Source organism: Oceanobacillus luteolus (genome assembly GCF_023715655.1).
Classification (GTDB): Bacteria; Bacillota; Bacilli; order Bacillales; family Amphibacillaceae; genus Oceanobacillus; species Oceanobacillus luteolus.
In genome coordinates, this window is record NZ_JAMBON010000010.1 from 69,652 (window position 1) to 93,024 (window position 23,373).

The 23,373-nt window shown below is 38.6% G+C and carries 19 protein-coding genes; 8 read left to right on the top strand and 11 right to left on the bottom strand.

Annotated elements, in window-relative coordinates:
* The first annotated feature begins 130 nt into the window (after positions 1-130).
* A complete protein-coding gene (locus M3210_RS08670; RefSeq protein WP_251513335.1) occupies positions 131-1,717 on the top strand; it encodes an acetolactate synthase large subunit in 1,587 nt (528 codons plus the stop codon).
* Positions 1,718-1,839: 122 nt separating this feature from the next.
* Here the strand turns inward: M3210_RS08670 and M3210_RS08675 are convergent, their stop codons facing one another.
* Positions 1,840-2,598 carry a class I SAM-dependent methyltransferase gene (locus tag M3210_RS08675; RefSeq protein WP_251513338.1) on the bottom strand — a complete coding sequence of 253 codons (759 nt, stop codon included), beginning with the start codon at positions 2,596-2,598 and terminating at the stop codon, positions 1,840-1,842.
* Positions 2,599-3,145: 547 nt separating this feature from the next.
* On the opposite strand from M3210_RS08675, the gene M3210_RS08680 reads away from it, so the two are divergent.
* From M3210_RS08680 to M3210_RS08700, 5 genes are all read left to right on the top strand, one after another.
* A complete protein-coding gene (locus tag M3210_RS08680) occupies positions 3,146-4,069 on the top strand; it encodes a WD40/YVTN/BNR-like repeat-containing protein (protein ID WP_251513340.1) in 924 nt (307 codons plus the stop codon).
* Positions 4,062-4,931, top strand: coding sequence for a hypothetical protein (locus tag M3210_RS08685; protein WP_251513343.1), 870 nt, complete (start codon positions 4,062-4,064; stop codon positions 4,929-4,931). Before M3210_RS08680 ends, M3210_RS08685 begins: the two co-directional genes overlap by 8 nt.
* 175 nt (positions 4,932-5,106) lie before the next feature.
* Complete coding sequence (locus M3210_RS08690; RefSeq protein WP_251513345.1) at positions 5,107-5,871, top strand: SDR family NAD(P)-dependent oxidoreductase; 765 nt, start codon at positions 5,107-5,109, stop codon at positions 5,869-5,871.
* Positions 5,872-6,194: 323 nt separating this feature from the next.
* Positions 6,195-6,647, top strand: coding sequence for a hypothetical protein (locus M3210_RS08695; protein ID WP_251513347.1), 453 nt, complete (start codon positions 6,195-6,197; stop codon positions 6,645-6,647).
* Between the two features lie 800 nt (positions 6,648-7,447).
* Entirely contained in the window at positions 7,448-7,645 is a 198-nt protein-coding gene (locus M3210_RS08700; protein ID WP_251513351.1) for a putative holin-like toxin, read from the top strand.
* Between the two features lie 231 nt (positions 7,646-7,876).
* On the opposite strand, the gene M3210_RS08705 is transcribed toward M3210_RS08700, so the two are convergent.
* The 9 genes from M3210_RS08705 to M3210_RS08745 all read right to left on the bottom strand — a co-directional run bounded on the left by M3210_RS08705 (position 7,877) and on the right by M3210_RS08745 (position 18,641).
* Complete coding sequence (locus M3210_RS08705) at positions 7,877-12,331, bottom strand: coiled-coil domain-containing protein (RefSeq protein ID WP_251513354.1); 4,455 nt, start codon at positions 12,329-12,331, stop codon at positions 7,877-7,879.
* Entirely contained in the window at positions 12,309-13,055 is a 747-nt protein-coding gene (locus tag M3210_RS08710; protein ID WP_251513358.1) for a DUF6063 family protein, read from the bottom strand. Before M3210_RS08710 ends, M3210_RS08705 begins: the two co-directional genes overlap by 23 nt.
* Positions 13,052-14,560: a hypothetical protein gene (locus M3210_RS08715; RefSeq protein WP_251513361.1), complete on the bottom strand. Its 1,509-nt coding sequence runs from the start codon at positions 14,558-14,560 to the stop codon at positions 13,052-13,054. The genes M3210_RS08710 and M3210_RS08715 overlap by 4 nt, the downstream gene beginning before the upstream one ends.
* Positions 14,557-15,630 carry a Wadjet anti-phage system protein JetD domain-containing protein gene (locus M3210_RS20585; RefSeq protein ID WP_251513364.1) on the bottom strand — a complete coding sequence of 358 codons (1,074 nt, stop codon included), beginning with the start codon at positions 15,628-15,630 and terminating at the stop codon, positions 14,557-14,559. Before M3210_RS20585 ends, M3210_RS08715 begins: the two co-directional genes overlap by 4 nt.
* A 284-nt stretch (positions 15,631-15,914) precedes the next feature.
* Entirely contained in the window at positions 15,915-16,232 is a 318-nt protein-coding gene (locus M3210_RS08725; RefSeq protein WP_251513366.1) for a type II toxin-antitoxin system RelE/ParE family toxin, read from the bottom strand.
* Entirely contained in the window at positions 16,213-16,488 is a 276-nt protein-coding gene (locus M3210_RS08730; RefSeq protein ID WP_251513368.1) for a type II toxin-antitoxin system Phd/YefM family antitoxin, read from the bottom strand. Before M3210_RS08730 ends, M3210_RS08725 begins: the two co-directional genes overlap by 20 nt.
* A gap of 142 nt (positions 16,489-16,630) precedes the next feature.
* Positions 16,631-17,473, bottom strand: coding sequence for a DUF6398 domain-containing protein (locus M3210_RS08735; RefSeq protein ID WP_251513371.1), 843 nt, complete (start codon positions 17,471-17,473; stop codon positions 16,631-16,633).
* Between the two features lie 127 nt (positions 17,474-17,600).
* Positions 17,601-17,909, bottom strand: a complete 309-nt coding sequence (locus tag M3210_RS08740; protein WP_251513373.1) for a hypothetical protein — start codon at positions 17,907-17,909, stop codon at positions 17,601-17,603.
* Positions 17,910-17,990: 81 nt separating this feature from the next.
* Entirely contained in the window at positions 17,991-18,641 is a 651-nt protein-coding gene (locus M3210_RS08745) for a hypothetical protein (RefSeq protein WP_251513377.1), read from the bottom strand.
* Positions 18,642-19,107: 466 nt separating this feature from the next.
* Here M3210_RS08745 and M3210_RS08750 point away from each other — a divergent pair, with 466 nt between their 5' ends.
* Entirely contained in the window at positions 19,108-20,724 is a 1,617-nt protein-coding gene (locus tag M3210_RS08750; protein WP_251513380.1) for a glutathione ABC transporter substrate-binding protein, read from the top strand.
* A gap of 208 nt (positions 20,725-20,932) precedes the next feature.
* On the opposite strand, the gene M3210_RS08755 is transcribed toward M3210_RS08750, so the two are convergent.
* Positions 20,933-21,544: a TetR/AcrR family transcriptional regulator gene (locus M3210_RS08755; RefSeq protein WP_251513382.1), complete on the bottom strand. Its 612-nt coding sequence runs from the start codon at positions 21,542-21,544 to the stop codon at positions 20,933-20,935.
* Positions 21,545-21,708: 164 nt separating this feature from the next.
* Between M3210_RS08755 and M3210_RS08760 the strand changes: the two genes are divergently transcribed.
* Complete coding sequence (locus M3210_RS08760) at positions 21,709-23,208, top strand: aldehyde dehydrogenase family protein (protein WP_251513385.1); 1,500 nt, start codon at positions 21,709-21,711, stop codon at positions 23,206-23,208.
* Positions 23,209-23,373: the final 165 nt, after the last annotated feature.

Below are 23,373 nucleotides of genomic sequence, written 5' to 3' on the forward strand. Positions count from 1 at the left end.
CTCCAATCGTATCTCGCTTCACTATATTCGGGTAAAAACATAAATCTCGCCTTGATAGCTTTTCGCCTATTCCTAAAAGGTATTTTAAATAACATTAAGGAGAAAATATGAAAAAAAAGAGGTGCGTACGATGCGGAAAGCAACAGATTTACTAGTTCAATGTTTGGAAAATGAAGGGGTTGAGTATGTATTTGGCATAATGGGTAAGGAAACCTTGGACTTGATGGACTCCTTGTCCAAGTCAAACATACAATTCATCAACGTCCGTCATGAGCAAGGTGCTGCTTTTATGGCAGATGTTTACGCACGGCTTACAAATAAGCCTGGGATTTGCTTGGCAACTTTAGGACCTGGCGCAACTAATCTGTTGACTGGAATAGCAAGTGCAAATTTAGACCACTCCCCCGTTATCGCCATTACAGGACAAGCGGGCTTTGACAAGCAACACGAAGAATCACATCAGTACATCGATATCGTTAAAATATTTGAACCTGCTACAAAGTGGAGCGTGCAAATTAAAGATGCTCAAACAATACCGAAAATCATTCGTAAAGCTTTTAGAGTAGCCCAAATGGAAAAGCCCGGTGCTGTTCTAATTGAATTACAAGAGAATATCGCACCACAAATGGTACCAAATCAACCATTAACAGCTTTGCCCATACCAAAAAGCATCCCAATTCCACAAGCTTTAGAAAATGCTCTTACAACAATCAGTCAGAGTCAAAAACCAGTTGTACTGCTCGGAAACGGAGTAATCAGACAAAAAGCTGTACAGGGCATTCTGCATTTTGTGGAGAAATTGCAAGCACCTGTGATACACAGTTTCATGGCAAAAGGGATATTACCAAAAGATCATGCCTTAAATTATTTTACGTTCGGATTCAGTAAACAAGATGAAGCATTACCAGTAATTGAGCAGGCTGATTTGATCATTGCAGTTGGATTTGATCTTGTAGAAAGTCCACCAAAGAATTGGAATCCAAAGATGAACCCTATTTTACATATTGATACACTTCCTGCAGAGATGGATGAACATTACCCTGTAAAAGAAGAACTTGTCGGTGATTTGAAGGAGATTTTTCAGCAACTTACTGCACGGAATATACCGTCTAAACCATGGATGCCAGCTGGTAATCTAAAAGAACGTATTAAATCGGCTTATCATATTGATTCAAATCCAAATGTAAACCAATCACTCACGATAGAAAATATCTTAGAGAGCATTGAAAATATTGTTCCGGAAAATACAATTGTCATTTCTGATGTGGGTTCCCACAAACTCTCTATTGCCCGAACCTACCAATCGAAACAGGCTGGTAGGCTAATCATCTCCAACGGTTATGCTTCGATGGGAATTGCTTTGCCCGGAGCGATTGGTGCCAAGTTAGCTTGCCGGAACGATCCGGTGATTTGTATTACTGGGGACGGTGGAGCTTTGATGAACATATCGGAACTAGAGACGGCCAAGCGGATGAACCTATCGTTTATCGTCATCGTATTGAATAATTCAAAGTTAAAATTAGAGGAACAAATGATGCAGGATAAATTCAATAGTAGTTTTGGTACGGGATTCGGGAATCCGGACTTTGTGCAGTTGGCTAAAAGTTTTGGAGTAACTGGAGTTAGACCCCAACAAAAGAATGATTTTGAACAAGCATTAATAAACGGCTTAGGACAGGCTAATGGTATTTCATTAATTGATATCCAATTAGGATGAATAGAGAGAAGAATCCCTTTAAATAATATGGGATGAATCAATGTTAGATATAAAACATTTGATTCATCCCGTATTCATTTTCACTCCGAATTATTAGATATTTACTTTTTTCAAAAAAGTTCCTATGGCCTTGCGATAATTAGCCTTAGTGATCCTATAAAGGTTGGTTTCTGTCTATAGTGCCCGTGTTTTTCATCCCATGCTCCTGATTTCAAATCATCTGCCAGTCTCTGTATTAGTTTTTCCCCCATCCCTTCCGGCAAGACTCCCCAGACTGACTGTGACAATCGTACTTCTTTTTTCAAAAATGATTCCGGCCTGCCATAAAAAGCCTCTTGGAAACCATCTACACAGTCAAAAGGTAAAGGAATTTCCTGTACCTCACTTTTTCCTCCGAGCGATTTTCTGATAAAGTCAATGGTCGGAAAACGTGCCCGCTCGACTTCAATCAATTCCGGAAAGTAATCCGTATTCCAATAGCCGTCAATCGCCTCGGGATCAAAGGTCAAAATCAACACCTGATCCTTGGTAACTCTTCGTAATTCCTGTAAACCTTTTCTTAAATCCGACCAGTGATGCACCGTAACCATCGCCATGGACGCGTCAAAAGAATCATCATCAAAAGGTAACGACTCTGCTGTTGCAATAACAGCCGGCACCCTTTCCGCATGTTGACGTTGGGAGCGCATCACACTTGACGGCTCCACTGCAACGACGTATCTGTCTTTCGGTTCATATGACCCTGTGCCAGCTCCTACATTCAATACTGATTTTGCGGAACCAAGCGCATTGTAAACATATTCTTCAATTCTAGGATCCGTTCGTCTGTACCCAGAATAGTTCTGCCCTTGTTCGTCATAGTTATAAGATTGATTTTTCATTTGTGGATTACCTCCAGATTTTTATTTACCATAAACACTCTGTTAATGACAAAACCAAATACTTTATACTTATGAAGGAAATAAATCCTCTTAGGGGTTGAGAAAATGAGTACGTTTAAATTAGTAGAAAGAGGAAAGCGGAAAAAGAAATTTGACTTGGCGATCGAAGTAAAACGACCATGCGATGTTATACCTCCTCCTGGTTCTTCTCATATGAAGGATAGATCAGCGCAAGTATATTTTTCTCTATGTATATGGAAGTATTTAACTTATAATTCAAAGTTAACACAAAACGTAATGTATAGATATATAGATTGATATAAAGTTAACCATGCAATTAGTGCTTTTAAGATAAAAATTCGAGATTTTCTATACAATGTTAAGCGCTTTCCTGATATTATAAGAATATGGCATTTCCTTTAATTCCCATGTACCTTGAGATTTTTTAAATTTAAAAGATTTAGCGGCACTTTATCTTCACAAGACTCTTGCTGTAACCGTCCACAAAACATGATCCCATAAATAAATTTAGAAAGGGCACTTTCTCATGAAATATTTCTTATTTACTTTATCAGGCATCATCTTAATTGTATTATCAGTCGTATCGATTTTTTATTATCAAAACACCAAAGAAATGGATTTATCTTCCTTGGCCCCACCGCACACCTCAGAACCTCCATCTACAGAAAGTAAAGAATTACATATCGTTAATCCAGATGATCCAGTATTCTATTCCTTACAAGACGATGAATTGAACATCTCGTTTAATCAAGGAAAAGATTGGACTACTGTCCCAGTGACGTTGGACGAATTATTCAGTGGCGAATATAACGGGAACAGGCAAGAACTGATTGAGGATAGTTATTTCCTGACTGAAAATCTCGTAGGCTTCCTTTATCCAGAAGGACAGAATTTGGAAAGTCAAAGAGTTGTGTTGCTCTATTCCACGGATCAAGGGGAAACATGGGAAGAAACCACGGTCAAAGAACCCTTCCCCGGCATGCGATTTAGAAAAGTAGACTTTCTAAATGAAGACTTTGGATATATCATTATTTCTGGTGGTCGCACCATGTCTGAAGAAGGTTCCTTCGTCTTTCTTACTCACGACAGCGGGGAGAGTTGGCAGGAAACGACCAATTTAGGGGTGACAAGATTAATTTCCAATGGTGGATTTGTTGATGAGTCCACAGGATTTATAACTTTTGAAACAATCAATTCTGGTAAACCCGAGCTTTATGTGACACAAGATGCAGGCCAAACATGGAAGCAAGCATCCCTTCAAATTCCAGAAGAGTACAACGAGATTTTCATACAAGCGGGACTTCCAGTACAGGAAGAAGACCATTTATCTTTACTCGTGAACCAGGGACCGTATGGAGATTATCAAGGTGGACTAGTGGAAGGAAAATTCATATCAGAAGATAATGGAGAAACTTGGGAATTCGAAATGGAGGTCGAGCCTAATGAATAAATTGCGTACAAAGAATATAATTGGTTGGCTCTCATTGATGATCTCCCTCGGCTTTTTCTTCTTACAGATCGGCTACTTGGTCATCTCTAGAAAACATCAAGTGGAGTACGTGGATGACCGTTTATTTTACTTGATTAATATCATTTGTTTCATCTTTCTTTTCTTAGCACTATTACTTTTGATAAAACCTACGAAGAAATTAAAGCTAGTTGGAGCAAGTATCCTATTCATTTTTATTGTAGGTCAGATTTATATGTTGATCTCCAGTAATCAAATAGTGAAAAATACTGTAAGTGTCTCCCCTGATTGGAAACATGTCTTGTCAATTAAAGAGAACATGGAAAATGGAGATGTCGCCTATTATCGAGATTATTATCGCATTCTAGCTCGGCCGAAAGAAGTCCTCCCCCACGAGATAAAAGGGGAACTTAAAATCGAATGGCTAGCGGATGATGTAGCAGCCGTAACATTTGAAACGGAAGACAACACTATCCAACAATTTGTAGCCACTTACGGTTACCGTGGAGACGGGCTTTCCTATTACGAAGTTGGATCTGTGATTCATGGCAAATGGCAAGGTGAAAATATCGAACTAATCACCGGTACAGAAGGTCTGACAGTGACTGAGAAAGGTATACAAAAGTTATTTGAATGGGATGAGATTGAACAGTTTGGCACCCTTGCTATCGTTTTGAATAAAAATAACGAAGCCGTTTGGACGGTTGCACTAAATGACAACTTTGAAGTTCCTTCTGATTACTCACTGCCTACTGAAGGAAATATTACGTTGTATAAGGCTACGATGGAGGATAATGAGCCGATCATATTGGATTATGGTGGGAATCCTGAACTAGTACAATAAAAAAAATAACTAATCCCTCATGCTGCTTAGTAGAGCATGGAGGGATTATGTTTTTTTCACTGGGCCTTCTTCTTTATGTATCTATAGGTCTTCTGAAGCAGATAAATTGAATGTTGTAAGCGTTTGCTATACCATTAAATTAGATACAGATTATACACAACGAGGAGGATGAGAGATGGAGAACAAAGTAGTATTAATCACTGGAGGCGCAGGTGGAATTGGTAGAGAGACTGCGCAGCTTTTCCTGGATAATGGGGCAAAAGTGGCATTAGTAGATATTAATGAAGAAGCTTTAGAAAATGCCAAAGCAGGATTAAATGGGGATAAAGAAAATATTTTAGTTGTACAAGCAGATGTAACAAATGAAGAAGATGTGAAAAATTATGTAAAACAGACAGTGGATGAATTTGGAAAAATTGATGTCTTCTTTAATAACGCAGGTATCAACGGACCATTTAAAGAAATTAAAGATCTCGATAAGAAAACCTTCGAACAAATCCTGAGCATTAACGTAACCGGTGTCTTCCTCGGTATGAAGCATGTCATCCTTCAGATGGAAAAACAAGGTTATGGAAGTATTATCAACACTGCTTCCAATGCAGCTTATATTGGTTCCGCTGGTATGCCTGGTTATATTGCATCCAAACATGCTGTGGCTGGACTAACTAAGACAGCGGCACTTGAAGTTGCGAAAAGTGGAATTCGTGTAAATGCTGTTGCACCAGCAGCAATTGATACACAAATGCTCGCTGACATTCAAAACAACATTACTCCAGAAGATCCAAAGGTATCTGGAGAAGCGATTAAACAAGGTATACCATTGGGTAGATTTGGTGCACCGAAAGAAGTTGCACAAGTTGTCCTATTCCTTGCATCTGATAACTCATCCTTCGTAACAGGTTCACTATATAATGTGGATGGTGGAATGCAGGCTGATTAATGCAAGTAATTAAATAATTTGAAGTGTGCTCTCCTGAAGTTCTGCTTCAGGGGATTTTTTTAATATCACTTTACATTTCGAAAATATATCAGCAAAAACATATTTTAGCTGATATATATCTTAGCGTGATTTCGACGGATAACAGCATGGACAAATAACAGTCACTGCACTAATTTACAAAACCAAGTACTTCATACTTGCGTAGGCTATATGCTATAATATGTATACAAGTTTCATAATAAATTTTACGATACACTTAGCTCGACTCGCAGCTAAGTTTTTTATTTTATATGAAGCAAATAATCCTTTTAGGGGCTGAGAAAATGAGTACGTTTGAATTGGCAGAAAAAGCAAAGCGGGAAAAGAAATTTGATTTGGCGCTCGACTATTATCAACAGATTATTAATGACAAAGGAATTTCTGTTAATCTATTGCAAGAAGTGGCGAATATCTTCTACTTAAAAGGAGTAAACGACCATGCGGTTGCTTTTAATTTAGCTGCTGCCCATCTTTCATTGCATGTCTATCAAGAAAGTTACAAACAAGGTGATGAGGCAATTAAAAATGCCTTAGAAAATTTTCCGAAGGACCTCTTAGAGAAATTTCCAGAGCCCATCGGCGCACTACTTACTAGTGAAAGAGATACAATGAGACATCTTTCTCATGCTCTTATGGATCAGGAATTGATTTTTGAAAAAGCACCAGCTTACCGTCCATTTGCAGAAGTTTACTATGCGCAACTTTTAGATGACGGTTCAGAAAAAAGGATATCTTGAAAAAATTGAAGATAACCAATCAAGATGTCCTTGCTTTTGATCGAAAACATTATTTCAATCATGGGTTCCAAATATTGCTGGGTGAAATTAAGTGGGATCAATTAGACAATCCGAATGTCTATCAATTGTATATAAACCCGAGTTGATATAAGTCGTTTGAAACTTATTCGAACGATGCAACGGAAAGTTAAGTCAGGACAATATTTTTTTCAAATCAGCGATACCAAAAATCAAAAGGAGGCAAGTTCTTTATCCTGCTGTTTAATAGGATAAGAGGATTTGCCTCCTTTATTGTTATTCATTCTGCTATTCAACGAGTTATAGACACTTTTCTATAACAACTCCATCTGCTCCACTTCACTTACGTTCATCATTACCAATCAAAACAAAAAATAACCCCTCATGTGCTCTAGCCCGGCGCTGAGGGATTATTTCTAACTTCGTGTGTCCACCCCACTTGATGGGGTTGGTATGTTGCAACCGTTCCCAATAGTGGACGGTTTTTATTATTCTATGTTTTTCTATGGATATTATACCACATATAAAATGAGTATAAACCTGTTATAAGAGCAGCATTCAGTAAGGCCTACCACAATTTTAGCCTTAGATCTTATGCACCGGATTTTCTACTCTCGGTATATTCAATAGTAAACGGGAAGTCGCAGGCATCTATTCTTTCCAAAACACATATAGGAATATACGTTCTTATATGATAAAATACAGATACAATAGACTGGCTTCGCATGAGGGATGACGGCGCACTTTTCTTTCTGGAATTTTCCAGGAAGGAGGTGATGCCGATGGAGATTGTTGAAACATTAAGTCTCATGATTGCTTTTGGGACCCTGATTGTTTTAATTATGTCCAACAAAGAAAATAATCCCTCATGTCGTTTAGCCGCGCATGGAGGGATTATTTTACCCAGTGTGCCTTCCCCTCTTGTTGGGGTTGGTCTATTGGAACCGTTCCATGTTACCAGCATGGAGCGGTTTTTATAGTGTATTCAATATTTTGTTATTTATGTTTATTATAGCATAATGTAGTTACTTGTAAACAGAGGTATGTATAGAGGTTCAATGTTATGATTCTTATATCTCTTAAAAAGAAAAATAATCCCCCTATGATCGTCAAAACAAGTTTAAGACCAGAGGGGGAATTTTATGTTATATTAAAACACGTAATTTCTTCTGCCAAACTTTTCGACAAATTTCAGGAAGCGGCAGTTACCCTTACACTCCCTGCCCCTGAAGTATCCGCATAGCCGGCACAATCGTATCCGAGATAATCTCTTTACCATTTTCACGAATAAAGTCCAGTTTATAGTAGGCTTCAAATCGTTGACTAATTTCCGTTTTGACCAATTCAGGTGGTGTGACGATAATGAATTGGAATCTTAGTTTATCCGCTACAGCGAATATCGGATCTAAAACATGGGCAGATGCCGCTTGGCCGAATGGATTATCGACGACTAATGGAACCCAGCTTTGATCGGTTTCACTTTTCACGGATAATAACATCATCATCATGACCATACGGGCAGATAGTTTTTGTCCGCCGCTTCCATCTGATTTGGTTTTGGAACCTTGATTGATCGTTTGCCATGTGGAGTAATGCTCTCGTTGTGGTTTGCCATACATAAAGGCATTATCGGTACGCATGTTGTAGACAAGCAACTCTGGATAGCGATTCCGAAGCGCCACAAATAAGATTTTCTCATCACTGACAAGGCTTCTAATTTCTTGATCCAATGTTCGGTTTTGATCGTCGATAAAGTCAAATTGCTTCGTGATTTGCTGAATCGCCGAGACAAAATGTTGACTTAACAGCGGTTCAATTTCTTCCGCCTTCTTCGGTAAAATATCCTCTTTCAGCTGAACAAGCGGGAAAGTGCCTCGTTCATTTTTCAGTCTCATTTTCGCAATCATCGAGCGGATCGCTTCGGAAATACTCATCACTTTCATGCTGGCACGACTCGCCCAGAAGTGCTGAGCTTTTTCCGCTCTTTCCTTATCCCGTTCCAATTGTTCCAATCCGCTTTGGGAGAAACGTTTCATGTTTTTTACGACACTTTGAACATGGTCGTAATGTCTCGTATCCAGATGATCCAATGTCGTCAATACTTCATTTTTAAAGCGAATCTCCCAATCTTTACCTTCGATCGTCAGTTTTAAATTCCTTAGGGATTGATCAATCTTCGCATGCTTCTCTTGGCCTTTATCTTGTAAAGCTTGATGCTGATCACACCAGGCGATGATACATGATTTTCCTTGACTCTTAATTTTTTCGATATCTTCTTCCGTAAAGGCGGACGATTCTTCTTTCAAAATAACCGAGAGTGTCAGCATATCACCGTCATAACTTGTTATATTTGCTTCCGCTTCTTTTTGACGTTTTTCTGTTTGCTTGATTGCGTCTTTTGTATTTTTCGTTTGATCCTTAATCTCAACCGCTTTTACTTCTAAATCCAGCTCTTCCCAAGCCGCCACTTCTTTCTCATGCTTGGCTACCTTTTTCTCATGCTTAGTTCGCTCTTTTACAGCATGCTCCAACGATGTTTCTGCAACGGTAACTGCTTTTTCGATTGCGCGCTCTTCTTTTTCTGCAGCTCTAAGATCCTTGCTTGCGCTCTGCAGCATATTTTCGAGTATAGAGAGTGGTTCATCGGCTACGGTCGCATCTTTCCAATCCTCGTTTTGCGCATGTAATTTTTTCTCTATTTTCTTCTGTTGCTTCTGTTCACTTTCTTTTTTCGCTTGATTGACGAGTAACTCTTGGGCTTGCTCTTCTTTCGACTTTTGCAGGTTACGTAACGCTTCGATGCTTCCTAAAAGATCTTCTAAAATATGATCGGATAGGGAAGGTGCTTCTTCGGTGAGCTCTCCCTTTTCCTCCTTAGGAAACCCGGCTTCTTCGATAAAGAAGGCAACCTCTTTGATCGAGTGCTCGATCTGCAGTTTCCACTCCAAGTACGTCTGATTCCATTTACTCGCTGCGTTAACGAATTCTTCATGAGTTTCGCTTACTTCTTCTTGCTCTTTGATCAATGCTTCTTTTTGTTTTTCCTTTTCGAGTTTGACCCGCTTATTTTCTTCATAGAGCTGCTTCTCTTTTTCAAATTCTTGCAGTCGGGCGATATTTGAAGTAAGCTCCTCTATTTTTTGCTCGGTCTTTTCCAACTCCTCTTTTAATTGCAATTGGATTTCTTTTTCATTTTCTTGCTTCGTAATAATCTCTTGTAATTCAGTTTGCTTAAGTTGAAGTGCACTCTTTTCAGCGGCTAATGCTTTTTCAATATCAACGGAAAGCTCGCCTGATACAAAGCGATCGATTTCCTTCAACATCCGCCTGTAGGCCGTTTCCGTTTTTTCCAATTCTCGGAGTGTATTGATTTTCTCTTCAATGGCTTTCTCTATTTGAATTTTCCAGTTTGAAAATTGGTTTTTATCGATTAAAAGTTCTTTTTCCGTTCCATTTAAGACAACTAACGCAGCTTGTTCCGAGGTGCCTTTCATTTCCTCTCTTAAGAAAATCGGAACCGGACTATGGAATAAGCGATTCGTAAGCAATTGTTGATTGATCTTTTCCCATTGTTGTCCATAGACGACTAAACCATAGGGAAGAAGCGGGTAGTTCACTAAATGATTTGCCAGTTCTTCCGGGCTTAACGATTGAAGAAATTGACTGCCGTAGAAAACATCAATTCCTGTCTTCTCATCAATCCATTCCTTTAATTCTTTGACATCTTTATTGGCAATCCAAAATTGTTGATCATTTAAGGATGCATCGAGCTGCGTTTCCCATAATTCTTTTTTGGTGTTTTCCGCTTGATCTAGATTTTGCTTTAATAGTTCCTCCAACTCGAGGGCATATTTGGATAAAGATGAGTGTGTGAACGGTTCGGTTACGGAATCCAGTAGTCCATGAAGCTTCGACGCGAGTTTCCCTTCTTTCTCTTTTTGTACTTCATAAGTACGCACCAACTCTTCATACTTCTCTTCCGAATACGTTATCGATTGGGTTAGCGTCCCGTGTGATGCTGCAAGTTGATTTTGTCGCTCGCTTGCTGCTTGACGTTGATTCTCGATTTCTTCTACTCGTTGATTTCGATCTTCCACTTGTTTCGTTAAACTTTCAATCAATCCCGGCAAATCATAGGTCATCCGGTTACCGAATTCCTTCGTTACATCCGCTTCCTTCTTCTCGAAGGAACTCATATCGAGATAAAGACGATCGATTTCTGTACTTACTCTCGCAATATCCTTCGTCTTTTGTTTATCTTGTCTCGCCAGTTCTGTGGCTCGCTTATTCAAATACTTGAGGTAACCGAAATACTGCTTCACATTGGCTTGGATGGCTTCAGAGGAAACCTCCCAATGTTTGCTTGCCTCTGCTTTGATTTCATCCATTTTTTGATTGACTTCCTCAAGCCCACTACTTTCTTCCAAGCGTGCAATCGCCTGAGACAGGGAGTGAATCGTTTGTTCGACCTCGTTCCACTCTTTCAATAAAAGATCAAAGCTTAACTGGTCTTTCCGGTCTTGCTTTTCTTTGACGACCTCTTGCATATCCTTATTTTTCTTCTGTTCTTCGTCTAATTTCTTTTCCCATTCCAATACCTCACGATGGGCCTCTGCAAAAATTAGATTGTCTTTTTGATAGCGCAGGTCCTCTTCTTTCTCCTGTAATTTTTCCATTTCACGTTCCAGGTTAATGAGGTTTTCTTCTTCTAATCTTTTCAAATGCTCCAATGCACCGAGGAGCTGCTTCCCTTCTTTCACACTATCCTCGACAATCTCCTTGTGCTCGATACCGGTAGCCAAATGTTCTTCAAACGGAACAATATCTTCGAGAAATTCTTTGTGGGCTTGTTCCCGTTTTAAGAGGACGGGCAAATCTTTTGCGATACTCGCCTGACTTTTAAAAATTTCAACTAAGTCGTTCTTTTGATGTTCGGTTTTATGTAATACTTGGCTAATCGTAGGAATAATCCGCTTTTGAAAAAGGGAATGATCGTCTTCCGCTCCCTCGAAATATTTTCCTACGCCACCTTCGTCTTTGTTGATCTCTTTTAAAATATCCCAGTCTTTACGGTTGATTGCGTATGTATCGAGAATGCGATAATGCTTCTTCGTATCCTTATAGACATCAAAACCATTCCATCTCAAATAATCTTTCAAATTCTCATTATCCGCTACCTCGCCATCTTCATAAAGCGGAATATGCTCGAGGTCTGCTTCTTCCTTTGTCTCAAACTCTCGTGTGTAAAATGTAATGTTGGGAATGATTTTCGCTTCTTGTTCCAGTGTTTTGCTTTCCGTTCCCGTTTCCTCATTCACGGAAATCCGCTGGTCTGCCGAAAACATCCCACCGGTGATGAGATGACGGTCCGCACCATCCAATTCCCATTGAATGGAAACATGGAACGTATACGGAATAAACTGCTCTTTATGATTAAAGAAAAACTGCTGATAATACCGATTGTTTTGTTTGCCCCAGGCCGTACCTGGTTTTACGATTTGGAAAATGGCTTGTAAGAATACGCCTTTTCCTCCCCCGTTCATCATCGAAATTAGACCGTTCACGGAGGTCTCTTCATTATGAAACTGGAACGTCGTATCTTTATACTGTTTCTGCATGCCATCGTATTTAAGGCCTACAATTCTAATCTTGTGTATCTTCGGCATGCTCGCCCTCCTCTTCGCTCACTAATTTTTTCATAAATTCATAGCGTTCATAGTCATGATATAAGTATTCAATCCGCTCAAATAATTCCTGCTTCGGTATGACCTTTGGAATATCGTCCCAGTCGAGGATGACGACAAGACCTTCTGTCTCGAGAAGCCTCATGCTGCTAGCAATGAGACCGATCCTTGTCCGTTTATTAACCTTTCGGAGTGATGCATCATCTCGATCAACTTCCATATACTTCCACATGGTGACGACTTCCCTCATGTCAATCCGTTCCTCATCACCAAAGTTCGGATTACTCTTTAGGATACGATCCCAATTGATGATGAGTTCATTTACTTTACGTTCAAGGGAATAAAAGCTGATCCCTTCCCGTTTCGTCCTTATTTTAGCAGCCTGATTTTGATCGACACTTGCTAAAAAAGACATCAAAATCACACTCATGAGGTGAAACTGTTTCTTCGTTTCGACCTGATTATGCTTGTCCCGCATATGGGTAAAATTCGTCGCAAAAACGGAACCTGTTGGTTGAACGACTAAATGAATCCGTTTCGGCGCTTCAATAATATACGTCCCTGATTCATCCGCCATGAGTAGAACCGTTTGCCGCACTTCCGGTTCAAAATACGCTTCAAAATGCTCGCTCGTTTCATCGATGACTCTTTCCTTTAACAGGGAAAAATAAATGGCGGATGCTTTTTTAATACTTTCTGCGTTCATCGGTTCTCCTCCTCGATACAGATTTTAAACGGAGTTATTTTCATGTCATACCAATTAATCGGCTCGGCGCGATGATCAAACTCCGTATAAATTTTGCTGCCTTCAAATACTTGAAATTGCGGATATTCCTGCATCAGTTTATAAAGCAGGATCTCCCGTTCATCATTTAATGTCTCTTCTTTCCGGTGGAGAACTTGCACCTTAAGCGGCTTTCTATCAAACATCATCCATAAGTCGATGCTTTCATATTCCTCAAACCATACATCCTGTACTTCCAGCGGCAGCTTCTTTAAGTCGACTAAGGAGAACTGCTTATACGTTTGGAGATATTGGAACACATAGCTCCATGCCTTCACGACAGAATCCCAGTACGTGATGCGCGCTTGAACAATCCTCTCTGTCTCCTCCTCGTCTTCCACTACTTCGATTTCCTCTTTTCCATCGAATTCTTGCTCGCCCCAAATCCAATCCAATGGCAAGATGAATTCATTTTTAGGGGAAAATAACGGAGACAGGATCGTTTCAACGGTGGAAAACGACGCTACTCCCTCTTTCATTAGCCAGTCCTCATAAATATGCTCTTTGAAGGATACCAGACTGTTTTCCCAAAATAGAGATGGATTTTCCACCTTTAATTTCATTTCATACGAGATATTCTGGATGACGAGTTTGGCAAAGCGATCATGCAGCCCGCGGGAATGGCCAATCTTTTCTTGCAGCAGAACGAGTTCTCGGTGAATATGATCATCCTCGGCATTTTGACGTTTCGTTCGTTCAATCATACTTGTAATCGTCCGGAAGTGATTCTTCTCTTCTTCAAATTGCTTTTCAATTTCGATTCGATTATCAGCTCGTTGCTTTTCAGCTTCGATGATTAGGATTTTGGGATTATTGATCATTTCTTGCCCGAAGGAATATTCCTTGGCCATTAAGCGGTTAACCCTTGAAATGAGGTGATCGAGGTTTCTTGTGGCTTTCTGAAAGTTACCGTTTTTAATCAACTGGATACTATAGAGTTGTTCGATCGTAATCGAGAATTCTTCTGCCATTTCCCTGCTCATAAAAATCATTTCTTGCGCAACATCTGTCAGCTTATAGACGATGGACTGGCCCATTTCCAAATTCGTATACAAGTCATCCATCGTTACATAACGAAAAACTTGAGTCTCCCAAGATTGTCTCACTTCATCATAATAATGAGCTTCAAATGGTTGACTGTATTCTTCTTTCCCGGAATATAATAGCCCACTCGTAATTCGTTCAATTTGCTTCTCATCTGCGAGCAGCTTCATTTGTTTAATTGTATCTTCCACGATATATTTAATATCGGATTTCCGCCGATGCTCATCATCGTTTAATTCACGATAAAAGATCGCGAGCAGCACTTGCATGAGGATCGTTTGAAGATACGGTTTTAACTCGCCCACTTCCATTCCTCTGCCTAATTCAAACAGTGGATTGAGACGTTGCATTCGTTCTGCAAAGCCTTCCCATGATTCGTTCACAACCAACGCCTCCATGTTTCGATTGTTAATACTTCTTGGGGAATTCGTTTTTTCTCTTCCCAAAGCTTAAGTAAAATGTTCTGTTCCTCCTCTGTAAACCACTGAAAAAATGCATCACGATATACTATATTCGCTGATTGGCCACTCTTCTGGTCGTTTCGTTGCTCGATACACTCCAGCATTTTCCGGTATATTTTCAACGCGGGCTGAATCGTCATATCAGGGAACTTCTCGATTAAGCGGATGAGAATTCCATAGCCTGCCGCATCAATGTCACCGGCGTAATAGAAGAGATAGTTTTTCGGCGGGAACATCTCGAAGAAGAAAGAAAAACTTCGTTCAATTTTCGTCCCTTCCCCATAAATAATCAGCTCTGGCTCATAATCTAGGACGTTTTCTTCCAACAGCTTGACCGCAGTATGGAAGAAAGCTAGATTTTCCACAATGAGCACCCGCTGAACATCGTTATATCCCTTTCCTTGTTTCAACCAAAATACAAAAGGCTCTCCGTATTTTACCATATTCAACTCTTCTTCTGATATACCAATTCGGGATAAAAATCTACGTCCCTCGGGAAACAACTCCGGATCTGTTAAAAACTTTTCATGACCAAACAGTTCCAAACTTCTTTCTTCTATGGACACAACTTCTCGTTCGTCTGCAGTTTGTAAGAAGGTATATAACGTCTCAATCCGTTTCCATTCTTCTTCCGTTTGATATTCCGGATGAGCTTCATAATAGGAAAAATCAAACGTGTCACTTAACCGCATCATCTTAAGGCGGTCCCACTTCGATTCTTTAGCTTTCATATTTACCCAGTAATACAACGGAAGAGCTGGTGACTTCCCGTTAAATTGTTTATTATGTATCGGAGAAAGCACACCTTCCTCCTGTAAGGCTTCAATCGCTTCGTAGAAAAACCCGTAGCCATTCATTTCAAAATAATTATCTATTATCCTTCTGAGTTGGAGTTCTAGATCATTGATATTGATTTTCTTTTTTTGTTTAGGGTGTTGGATGTCCGTAATAAATCCACGAACCCGTGTTTCTATGATATTGATTGTGATCACCTGCTTTGTTTTCTGCCTAAAAGATAATATCTATCTTGTATCGTCTTCCTCTATTATAAACTAAATTAGGGAACGGCGGGGAATGGAATGGTTGGTGGAAGTGGATGGCAAAATTTCCTATGAACAATGTTTGATTGGATTAATATAAAAATCCCCCTCTTGTTGTCTTGTAAATAAAGACGATCTGAGGGGGAAATACGTTTCAACAAAAATCAGTTAACATCCTAAATTGCTTTAATTCAAGAGTGCAAGCCACGGACGATTGGTAAAATTCTGTTTATCATTTAGAATTCAAATAATTCTCGCAGATAATCTCTCCGCCCATGTATTATCCGGTGAATGACAACAGAGTCTTCCATTATCCGATAAAATATTAAATATGGATGGACAACGATAAATCTATATCCCTGCTGAACAAGCGTATATTCATCATCTGATAAGACCGTTCCTGCTTCGGGAAAATCCCCTAATGAGGCTATTCGTTCGTTTAGTTTATCTAAAAACTTTTCCGCAGCAATAAAATCATCCTCTGATATATATGAAAAAATCTCATCCATATCGTCAATAGCAACAGGTGCATATTTAATCTTCTTTTGCGGCATTTATTTTCCTCCGCATTTTTTCCATTACTTCTTCGTGATCCATTAACTTTGCACCTTCAGCTATTTGCTTTTCTGCTACAAGGAGTTTGGTTTGTAATTTTAACCGAGCTTCCCTGCGACGGAATGTCTCGTGACTCATAACAACCAAGTCAGCTTCACCATTTCGTGTTAAAATTACTGGTTCATCAATTTCATGACAATATTTCGAGAATGCATTGTAATCTCTCCGTATTGTTGTCGATGGTTTTATATCCAATATGAATAACTCCTTTCAAGTAACTTTATAATCACCATATTATATGATTATTATACTACAAGGAGTATATGTTTTCTATATCCAACATGATGGGAAATGTGGATGAGGGAACAGTCCCCGCCCTAAAAAGAAAAAGACTCCTTTATCTGTATGACCAGAACCAATCCAGATATAAATCTATCCATTTATAATTATTATGTTTTTCATCCAAAATAATGCTGCCTAATGGGAGTACGACATGCTTTTCCTCAAACATACATTCCATAAGAATCCCATAAGTTTCGTCTATTTTCATTTTTTGTTCTAAACCAAGGCAATCTACTTCAAATCCCGCAACTTCAAATGGACCTACTTCCTCTTCATATATAGCGGTAAAAGGAAATGTTAAATACTTCGAAAGGTATTCATAGAACTTCATTAGACTTGCCTCTTCCACTTGAAATAATTTATGTATATCACTCTCTTTATATGTTTCACCCAACTCTAAACTCTTAATTCCCAAAACTTGTGCCATTTGAATTTCTCTTTCTCCGACATAAACATACTTTTCCTTCTCCATATACTGAGGAACAATAAATCCATTACTTTGTGTAAGATTATTAAAAGGGCTTGATTGTTTAACGGACTCTATCGAAAAATCACTGTCAAAATAAGTCATTTTAAACATGTCTCTAATCTGCTTCGATCTTTGTGAAGTTGTACTTTGCTTTGTATCAAAATACGAATAAATATCTGTTGCTGCCACATAAGGCTGAGTAGATTTATCAAACAAAAAATTGACCGTCCCCACTGCATGGATCACTGCAGCAGCCCAGATTTCAATACGGCCTGTCAAAAACGGGACCTCTCTTTTTCTGGCCATTTTGTTTATTAATTTTTCAATCACATTTTCATATTCCTCATTCAAAAATTCCTTACTGAATGTCATTGTTAATTTCAGTAATTCAACTTTCCTTCTTTCTTTCTTTTCTTTTGTGTTAGACATTTTTCACACCTTCTCTTTCTTGATTAGTCTTTCGGAAGTTTCTCTATTATTAAGATAACTGTATACCTCGTCGTAACTACTTTTTTTACTTCTTTTCGTAAACAAGCCACTTTTCTCTTCATTTATCTCAAAATGGCAAGTCTTCATCATCTATTCTTGATTCAGAAGTAATTGGTTTTTCATGCTTTCCGTCTGTTTTCATTAATTTTGTACTGGATGCAGGATTAGGTTTTAAGACTTTACCGAACTTCTCCCGATACAAATCACGGACCCATATTTTTACAGGTGCTTTCCATTGCTGCTTTGATGAAGGGATATTTTTAATCAAACTCTTTGGCGTCATCCCCAACTCCTTGGCCATCTGAATATCAGCTTGATTTAAACGACATTTTATTTTAGCTTCTTTCCAAGCATCTGAACTCTTTTTTGTTGCCATCGCCATATCTCCTTTATTATGCATTCCGTCATGCAGTAAGATCATAGACGCAGGGACAAGTTTGCTGTCTACCTTTCCTTATTAATATAAGTGCCTGGCACTTCGACATTGTTCGGGAAGTGACTGGCACCAATAATTTCCTTGTTTCAACCAAAATACAAAAGGCTCCCCGTATTTTACCATTTTTAACTCTTCTTCTGAAATACCGATTCGAGATAAAAACCCTTTCCCCTCTGGAAATTCCTTCACATCTTGCAAAAACTTTTCATGACCAAACAGTTCCAAACTTCTTTCTTCTATAGACACGACTTCTCGAACGTCTGCGGTTTGTAAGAAGGTATATAACTTCTCAATACGTTCCCATTCTTCTTCCGTTTGATATTCCGGATGAGCTTCATAATAGGAAAAATCAAACGTGCCACTTAACCGCATCATCTTAAGCCGGTCCCACTTCGATTCTTTAGCTTTCATATTTACCCAGTAATACAGCGGAAGAGCTGGTGACTTCCCGTTATATTGTTTATTATGTATCGGAGAAAGCACACCTTCCTCCTGTAAGGCTTCAATCGCTTCGTTGAAAAGCCCGTAGCCATTCATTTCAAAATAATTATCTATTATCCTTCTGAGTTGGAGTTCTAGATCATTGATATTGATTTTCTTTTTTTGTTTTGGATGTCGGATGTCTGTAATGTTGATTGTGATCACCTGCTTTGTTTTCTGCCGAAATGACAATATCTAACTCGTATCGTCTTCCTTTATTATAAACTAAATTGGGGAACGTGGGGAATGGAATGGTTGGTGGATATGATAGATTTATTTTTTCGTATATTAAAGGCTGAACCTAGAGTATAATCCTTTGGTTCAGCCTGATGTGTCACTTTACTCTATTTTATTCATCATTAAATATTATACGTCCCCTTCAATGCCCATTCCATTCTGCTCAGTAAAAATTTCTCGTTAAATCAAAGACCTGCAAATTAAATTTAGGATGAGTTTGATCAGAATAGTTTTTCCATTATACTTTTAAACTTAAAGCCATACACCTTAAAGTATAAGGACGAAATTATTTCAAGTAAACAACAAACGATAAAAATCGTCTAAAACTTAATTTTTCATAAAATATACTCTATATTGAATAGAAATTGTACGATTTTCACAATTTAGGAAATATAAATTATTTTTAGGGGGTATTAACAGCATGAGGTTAAAAAGATTATCGCTTCTCGCCTCTCTCATTCTAGCACTAGTACTAGTGTTAGCAGCTTGTGCGGGAGACGGTGAACCAACAACAGCAGAGCCTGAAGATAGTGCAGAGACAGAAGGCGAAACTGAAGGTAAAACAGAAGGTGGAGATTTAGTTATTGCCATCGGAGATGATGTTGTTTCTCTTTCCACGCAAGGTTCTAACGACACAGCATCAAGTAACGTAGCTGAAAATATATATGAAACACTCACTGTTCTTGATGAGAACCAAGAAGTTCAACCAGGCCTTGCAGCATCTTGGGAAGTAGTAGATGAAACAACTTGGGAACTTACACTTCAAGAAGGAGTAACTTTCCATGATGGTGCAGAACTGACAGCTGAAGTTGTAAAAATGAACTACGACCGTTTAGTTGACGAAGAAATTGCTTCACCACGTGCATTCCTAGTTGAAGCAGTAGAAAGCGTGGAAGTAGTTGATGAGTTAACAATTCGTATTAACTTAGAGTATCCATATGCTCCGTTACTAGCTAATTTAGCTCATAGTGGTGCAGCAATTATGAGTCCTAATATTATTCAAGAGGACTATGCACAGTTTGAAGATGGTGGAGATGCTGATTCATACATAAACCAAAATCCAGTTGGTACAGGACCATTTGTATTTGAAAGCTGGACACCTGGTGAAAGTGTTGTATTGACTCGTAACGATGAGTATTGGGGAGAACCAGCTAAGCTAGACTCTGTTACTTTCAAAGTTGTATCGGAGCAAAGTGCTCGAATCGCTGAACTTGAAACAGGTGTAAGTCACGTTGCTGATAACATTGGACCAAATAACATTTCTCGAGTAGAGGGTGCTGATGGAGTCCATGTTTTACAGGAACCAAGTGTAAGATTAGATTATGTAGGATTTAACGCACAAAAAGAACCATTTGATGATGTAAGGGTTCGTCAAGCAATCTCAATGGCAATTGATAAGCAACAAATTATCGATGGTGTATTGAACGGAGTTGGACTTGAAGCAGTTGGTCCTTTGGCTCCTCCGGTATTCGGATATGATGAAAGCGTAAGCGGACTTGAATATGATCCAGAGGCTGCTCAAGAATTATTAGAAGAAGCAGGTTTCTCAGATGGCTTCTCTACAACGATTTGGACACGTGATAGTGAACAACTTGTAGATACTGCAGTTAATGTTCAATCTCAGTTAGCTGAAATTGGAATCGATGTTGAAGTTGAAGAACTAGAATGGGGTGCTTACCTAGAAAAAACAGCAAATGGAGAACATGATATGTTTATCCTTGGCTGGACTACGGTAACTTCCGATGCTGACTATGGAATGTACCCACTGTTCCACTCTTCAGCTCTAGGCGCGACGGGTAACCGTACATTTACTGTAGATGAAGAACTTGATGCAGTTCTAGACGAAGCTAGAAGAGAAACAGATCCAGAAGTTAGACAGGAACTTTATTCTGAAGCACAAGAAATGCTTGTGGAGCTTGCTCCAATGCTTTACTTAAATCACTCAGAATATCTACTTGGTGTAAATGATAACGTCCAAGATTTACATATCAATGCTCACGGACTTTATCAATTAGAACAAGCATATATTGCAGAATAGATTTTTAGTGAATTAAGAACAGCCTTGTACATTAATGTATAAGGCTGTTTTTTTAATGGTCTTTTGGTAGTAGTTTTTTATCCATGTCAATATTAGAGTTGATATTTAATAGTTTGGATAGAAACCTTCCGCCTTATATTTATCAGGCCCCCCATTAAAAGGTATAAATTTTGTTATTTCACCACTAATATCTGTTCAAATTCTACCATCAAGAATATCTAACCATTCCCTTTCTTTCTACCCTCTTTTTTGGAATGCTTTTTACAAGGTCTAATAATTGCTCAGCCATATACTTCGGTGAATGTGAGTATCCCTTCTTGATCCACTCTAGTATTATTCCGTAAATCGCATATGCGTACCACTCCGCATAGATCACTCTATCAATATTTGAATTAATCATACTAAAGTCTTTTAAAGCTAAATTTTTCAACTCATCAATCATACGGTTTTGGAGTTCTATTAAAATATCAGAATTGGTAACTGTAGAATAAAAGTCTGAATACTTGTAAACATGCTCAAATAACATTAACATGGAAGGTTTTATATCATTAACCGTAAATAAATTAAGATTTTCGTATGGTTTCCGATAACTAATGACTAAGTCTTTCATTACATCGTCAATAATTTCAATAAGTAGCTCCTCTTTACTATCAAAATGATTATAAAAAGTAACACGACTAATTTTTGATTGATTAACAATTTCTGTAATCGTTAGTTTGTTGTACGGTTTCTGTTGTAACAGCAATAAGAATGTCTTCTTTATCTTGCTCTTTGTCCTTACAATCCGTTTATCAATGTAAGATTCCTCATTGTTATACATAGAGTCCCCCTTTGTTCAAATATGTTATTTTATTGTACAAATAATACTAATATGTTCAATAGTCTGTAAACATCCCTTTTAGTTTGCCTTACATCCTATTATAATAAATTAAAGAGTAATAATCACTCTATTTGTAAGCGCATTCAAAAATAGGAGGTATGGATATGACAACCAATACATTAGTCCAATTGAATGAAAATGCTGCCAAATTTATTTCCAAGCCAAAGAAATTATTTATCGGTGGCAAATGGGTAGAATCGGTATCTGGAAGAACATTCGAAACGAGAAACCCTGCAACCGGAGAACTCCTTACTACTGTTGCTGAAGGCGGTAAAGAAGATATTGAATTAGCAGTTCGTGCTGCACGTGATGCATTTGACAAAGGTCCTTGGCGAACAATGAAGCCATATGACCGTAGTAAACTTATGTTGAAGTTTGCAGATTTGTTGGAAGAACATGGAGAGGAACTTGCCCATTTAGAAACACTGGATAATGGGGCTCCACTCAATATGACAAAATTCTTCTCGGCATCTGCGGCAGAAAATATTCGTTACTTTGCTGGATGGACCACGAAGATTACCGGAAGTTCGATTCCTACTTCTGTTCCAGGAAAGACGTTTACTTATACAAGGAAAGAACCAGTAGGGGTTTGTGGTCAAATCATTCCTTGGAACGGTCCATTAATGATGGCTGTCTGGAAATTATCAGTTGCCTTAGCTACTGGAAATACGATTGTTTTAAAACCAGCTGAAAATACTCCTTTAACTGCATTGCGACTTGGAGAACTTGTTCAAGAAGCTGGGTTTCCTGATGGCGTTGTCAATATTGTGCCAGGATTTGGCGGAACAGCTGGGCAAGCTCTAGTTGACCATCCACTGGTCGATAAGATTGCTTTCACTGGTTCAACAGCTGTTGGTAAGAAGATTATGAGTTCAGCAGCTGCAAGTGTGAAAAAAGTTTCCCTTGAACTGGGTGGAAAGTCCGCTCATATTGTGTTTGCCGATGCGGACTATGAGAAAGCCATTCAAAACGCTGCAAATTCTGTATTTTACAATTCAGGACAAGCTTGTATTGCAGGTTCCCGTTTATTTGTTGAGAAAAATATTTATGATAATTTCATGAGTGATTTAGCAGATTACACGAAAAATTATAAAGTTGGAAATGGATTTGATCCTTCAACTGTTTTAGGACCACTTATTTCTGAAAGACAAAAAGAAAGAGTTCTTGGCTATTTAGACATCGGTCAACAAGAAGGAGCAGAAATTCTAGTTGGCGGTAATGCAACGGAAGAGGAATTAGCGAATGGATACTTTGTAAAACCGACCGTCGTGGCAAATACAAACAATAATATGAGAATTGCCCAAGAGGAAATTTTTGGTCCTGTCGTTTCAGGTATTCCATTCACAGATATCGATGAAGTGATTGAATTAGCAAATCAAACCGAGTATGGATTAGGTGGAGGAGTAAATACGACAGACATCCGGAAAGCCCATCTCGTTGCAGATGGTCTGCGAACAGGAACAGTCTGGGTGAATACTTACAATGCAATGGATCCTGCAGTTCCATTTGGTGGATATAAACAAAGCGGACTTGGTCGAGAAAATGGAGAGGAATCATTAGATCTCTATTTGGAAACAAAGACAGTTTGGATTGACTTAGATTAAAAGTCTTTTAGTTTGATGAAGCCCCAATATACAAATTCAACGTCTATTGGGGCTTTTCAATTATTCTATCAGGTTTCGTTTGTATCTATGAATCAACTACTCTGTTTATTAACGATATGTATGAACGGATGTCGATGAGAAAATCCATCATAAAAATAGCATGAC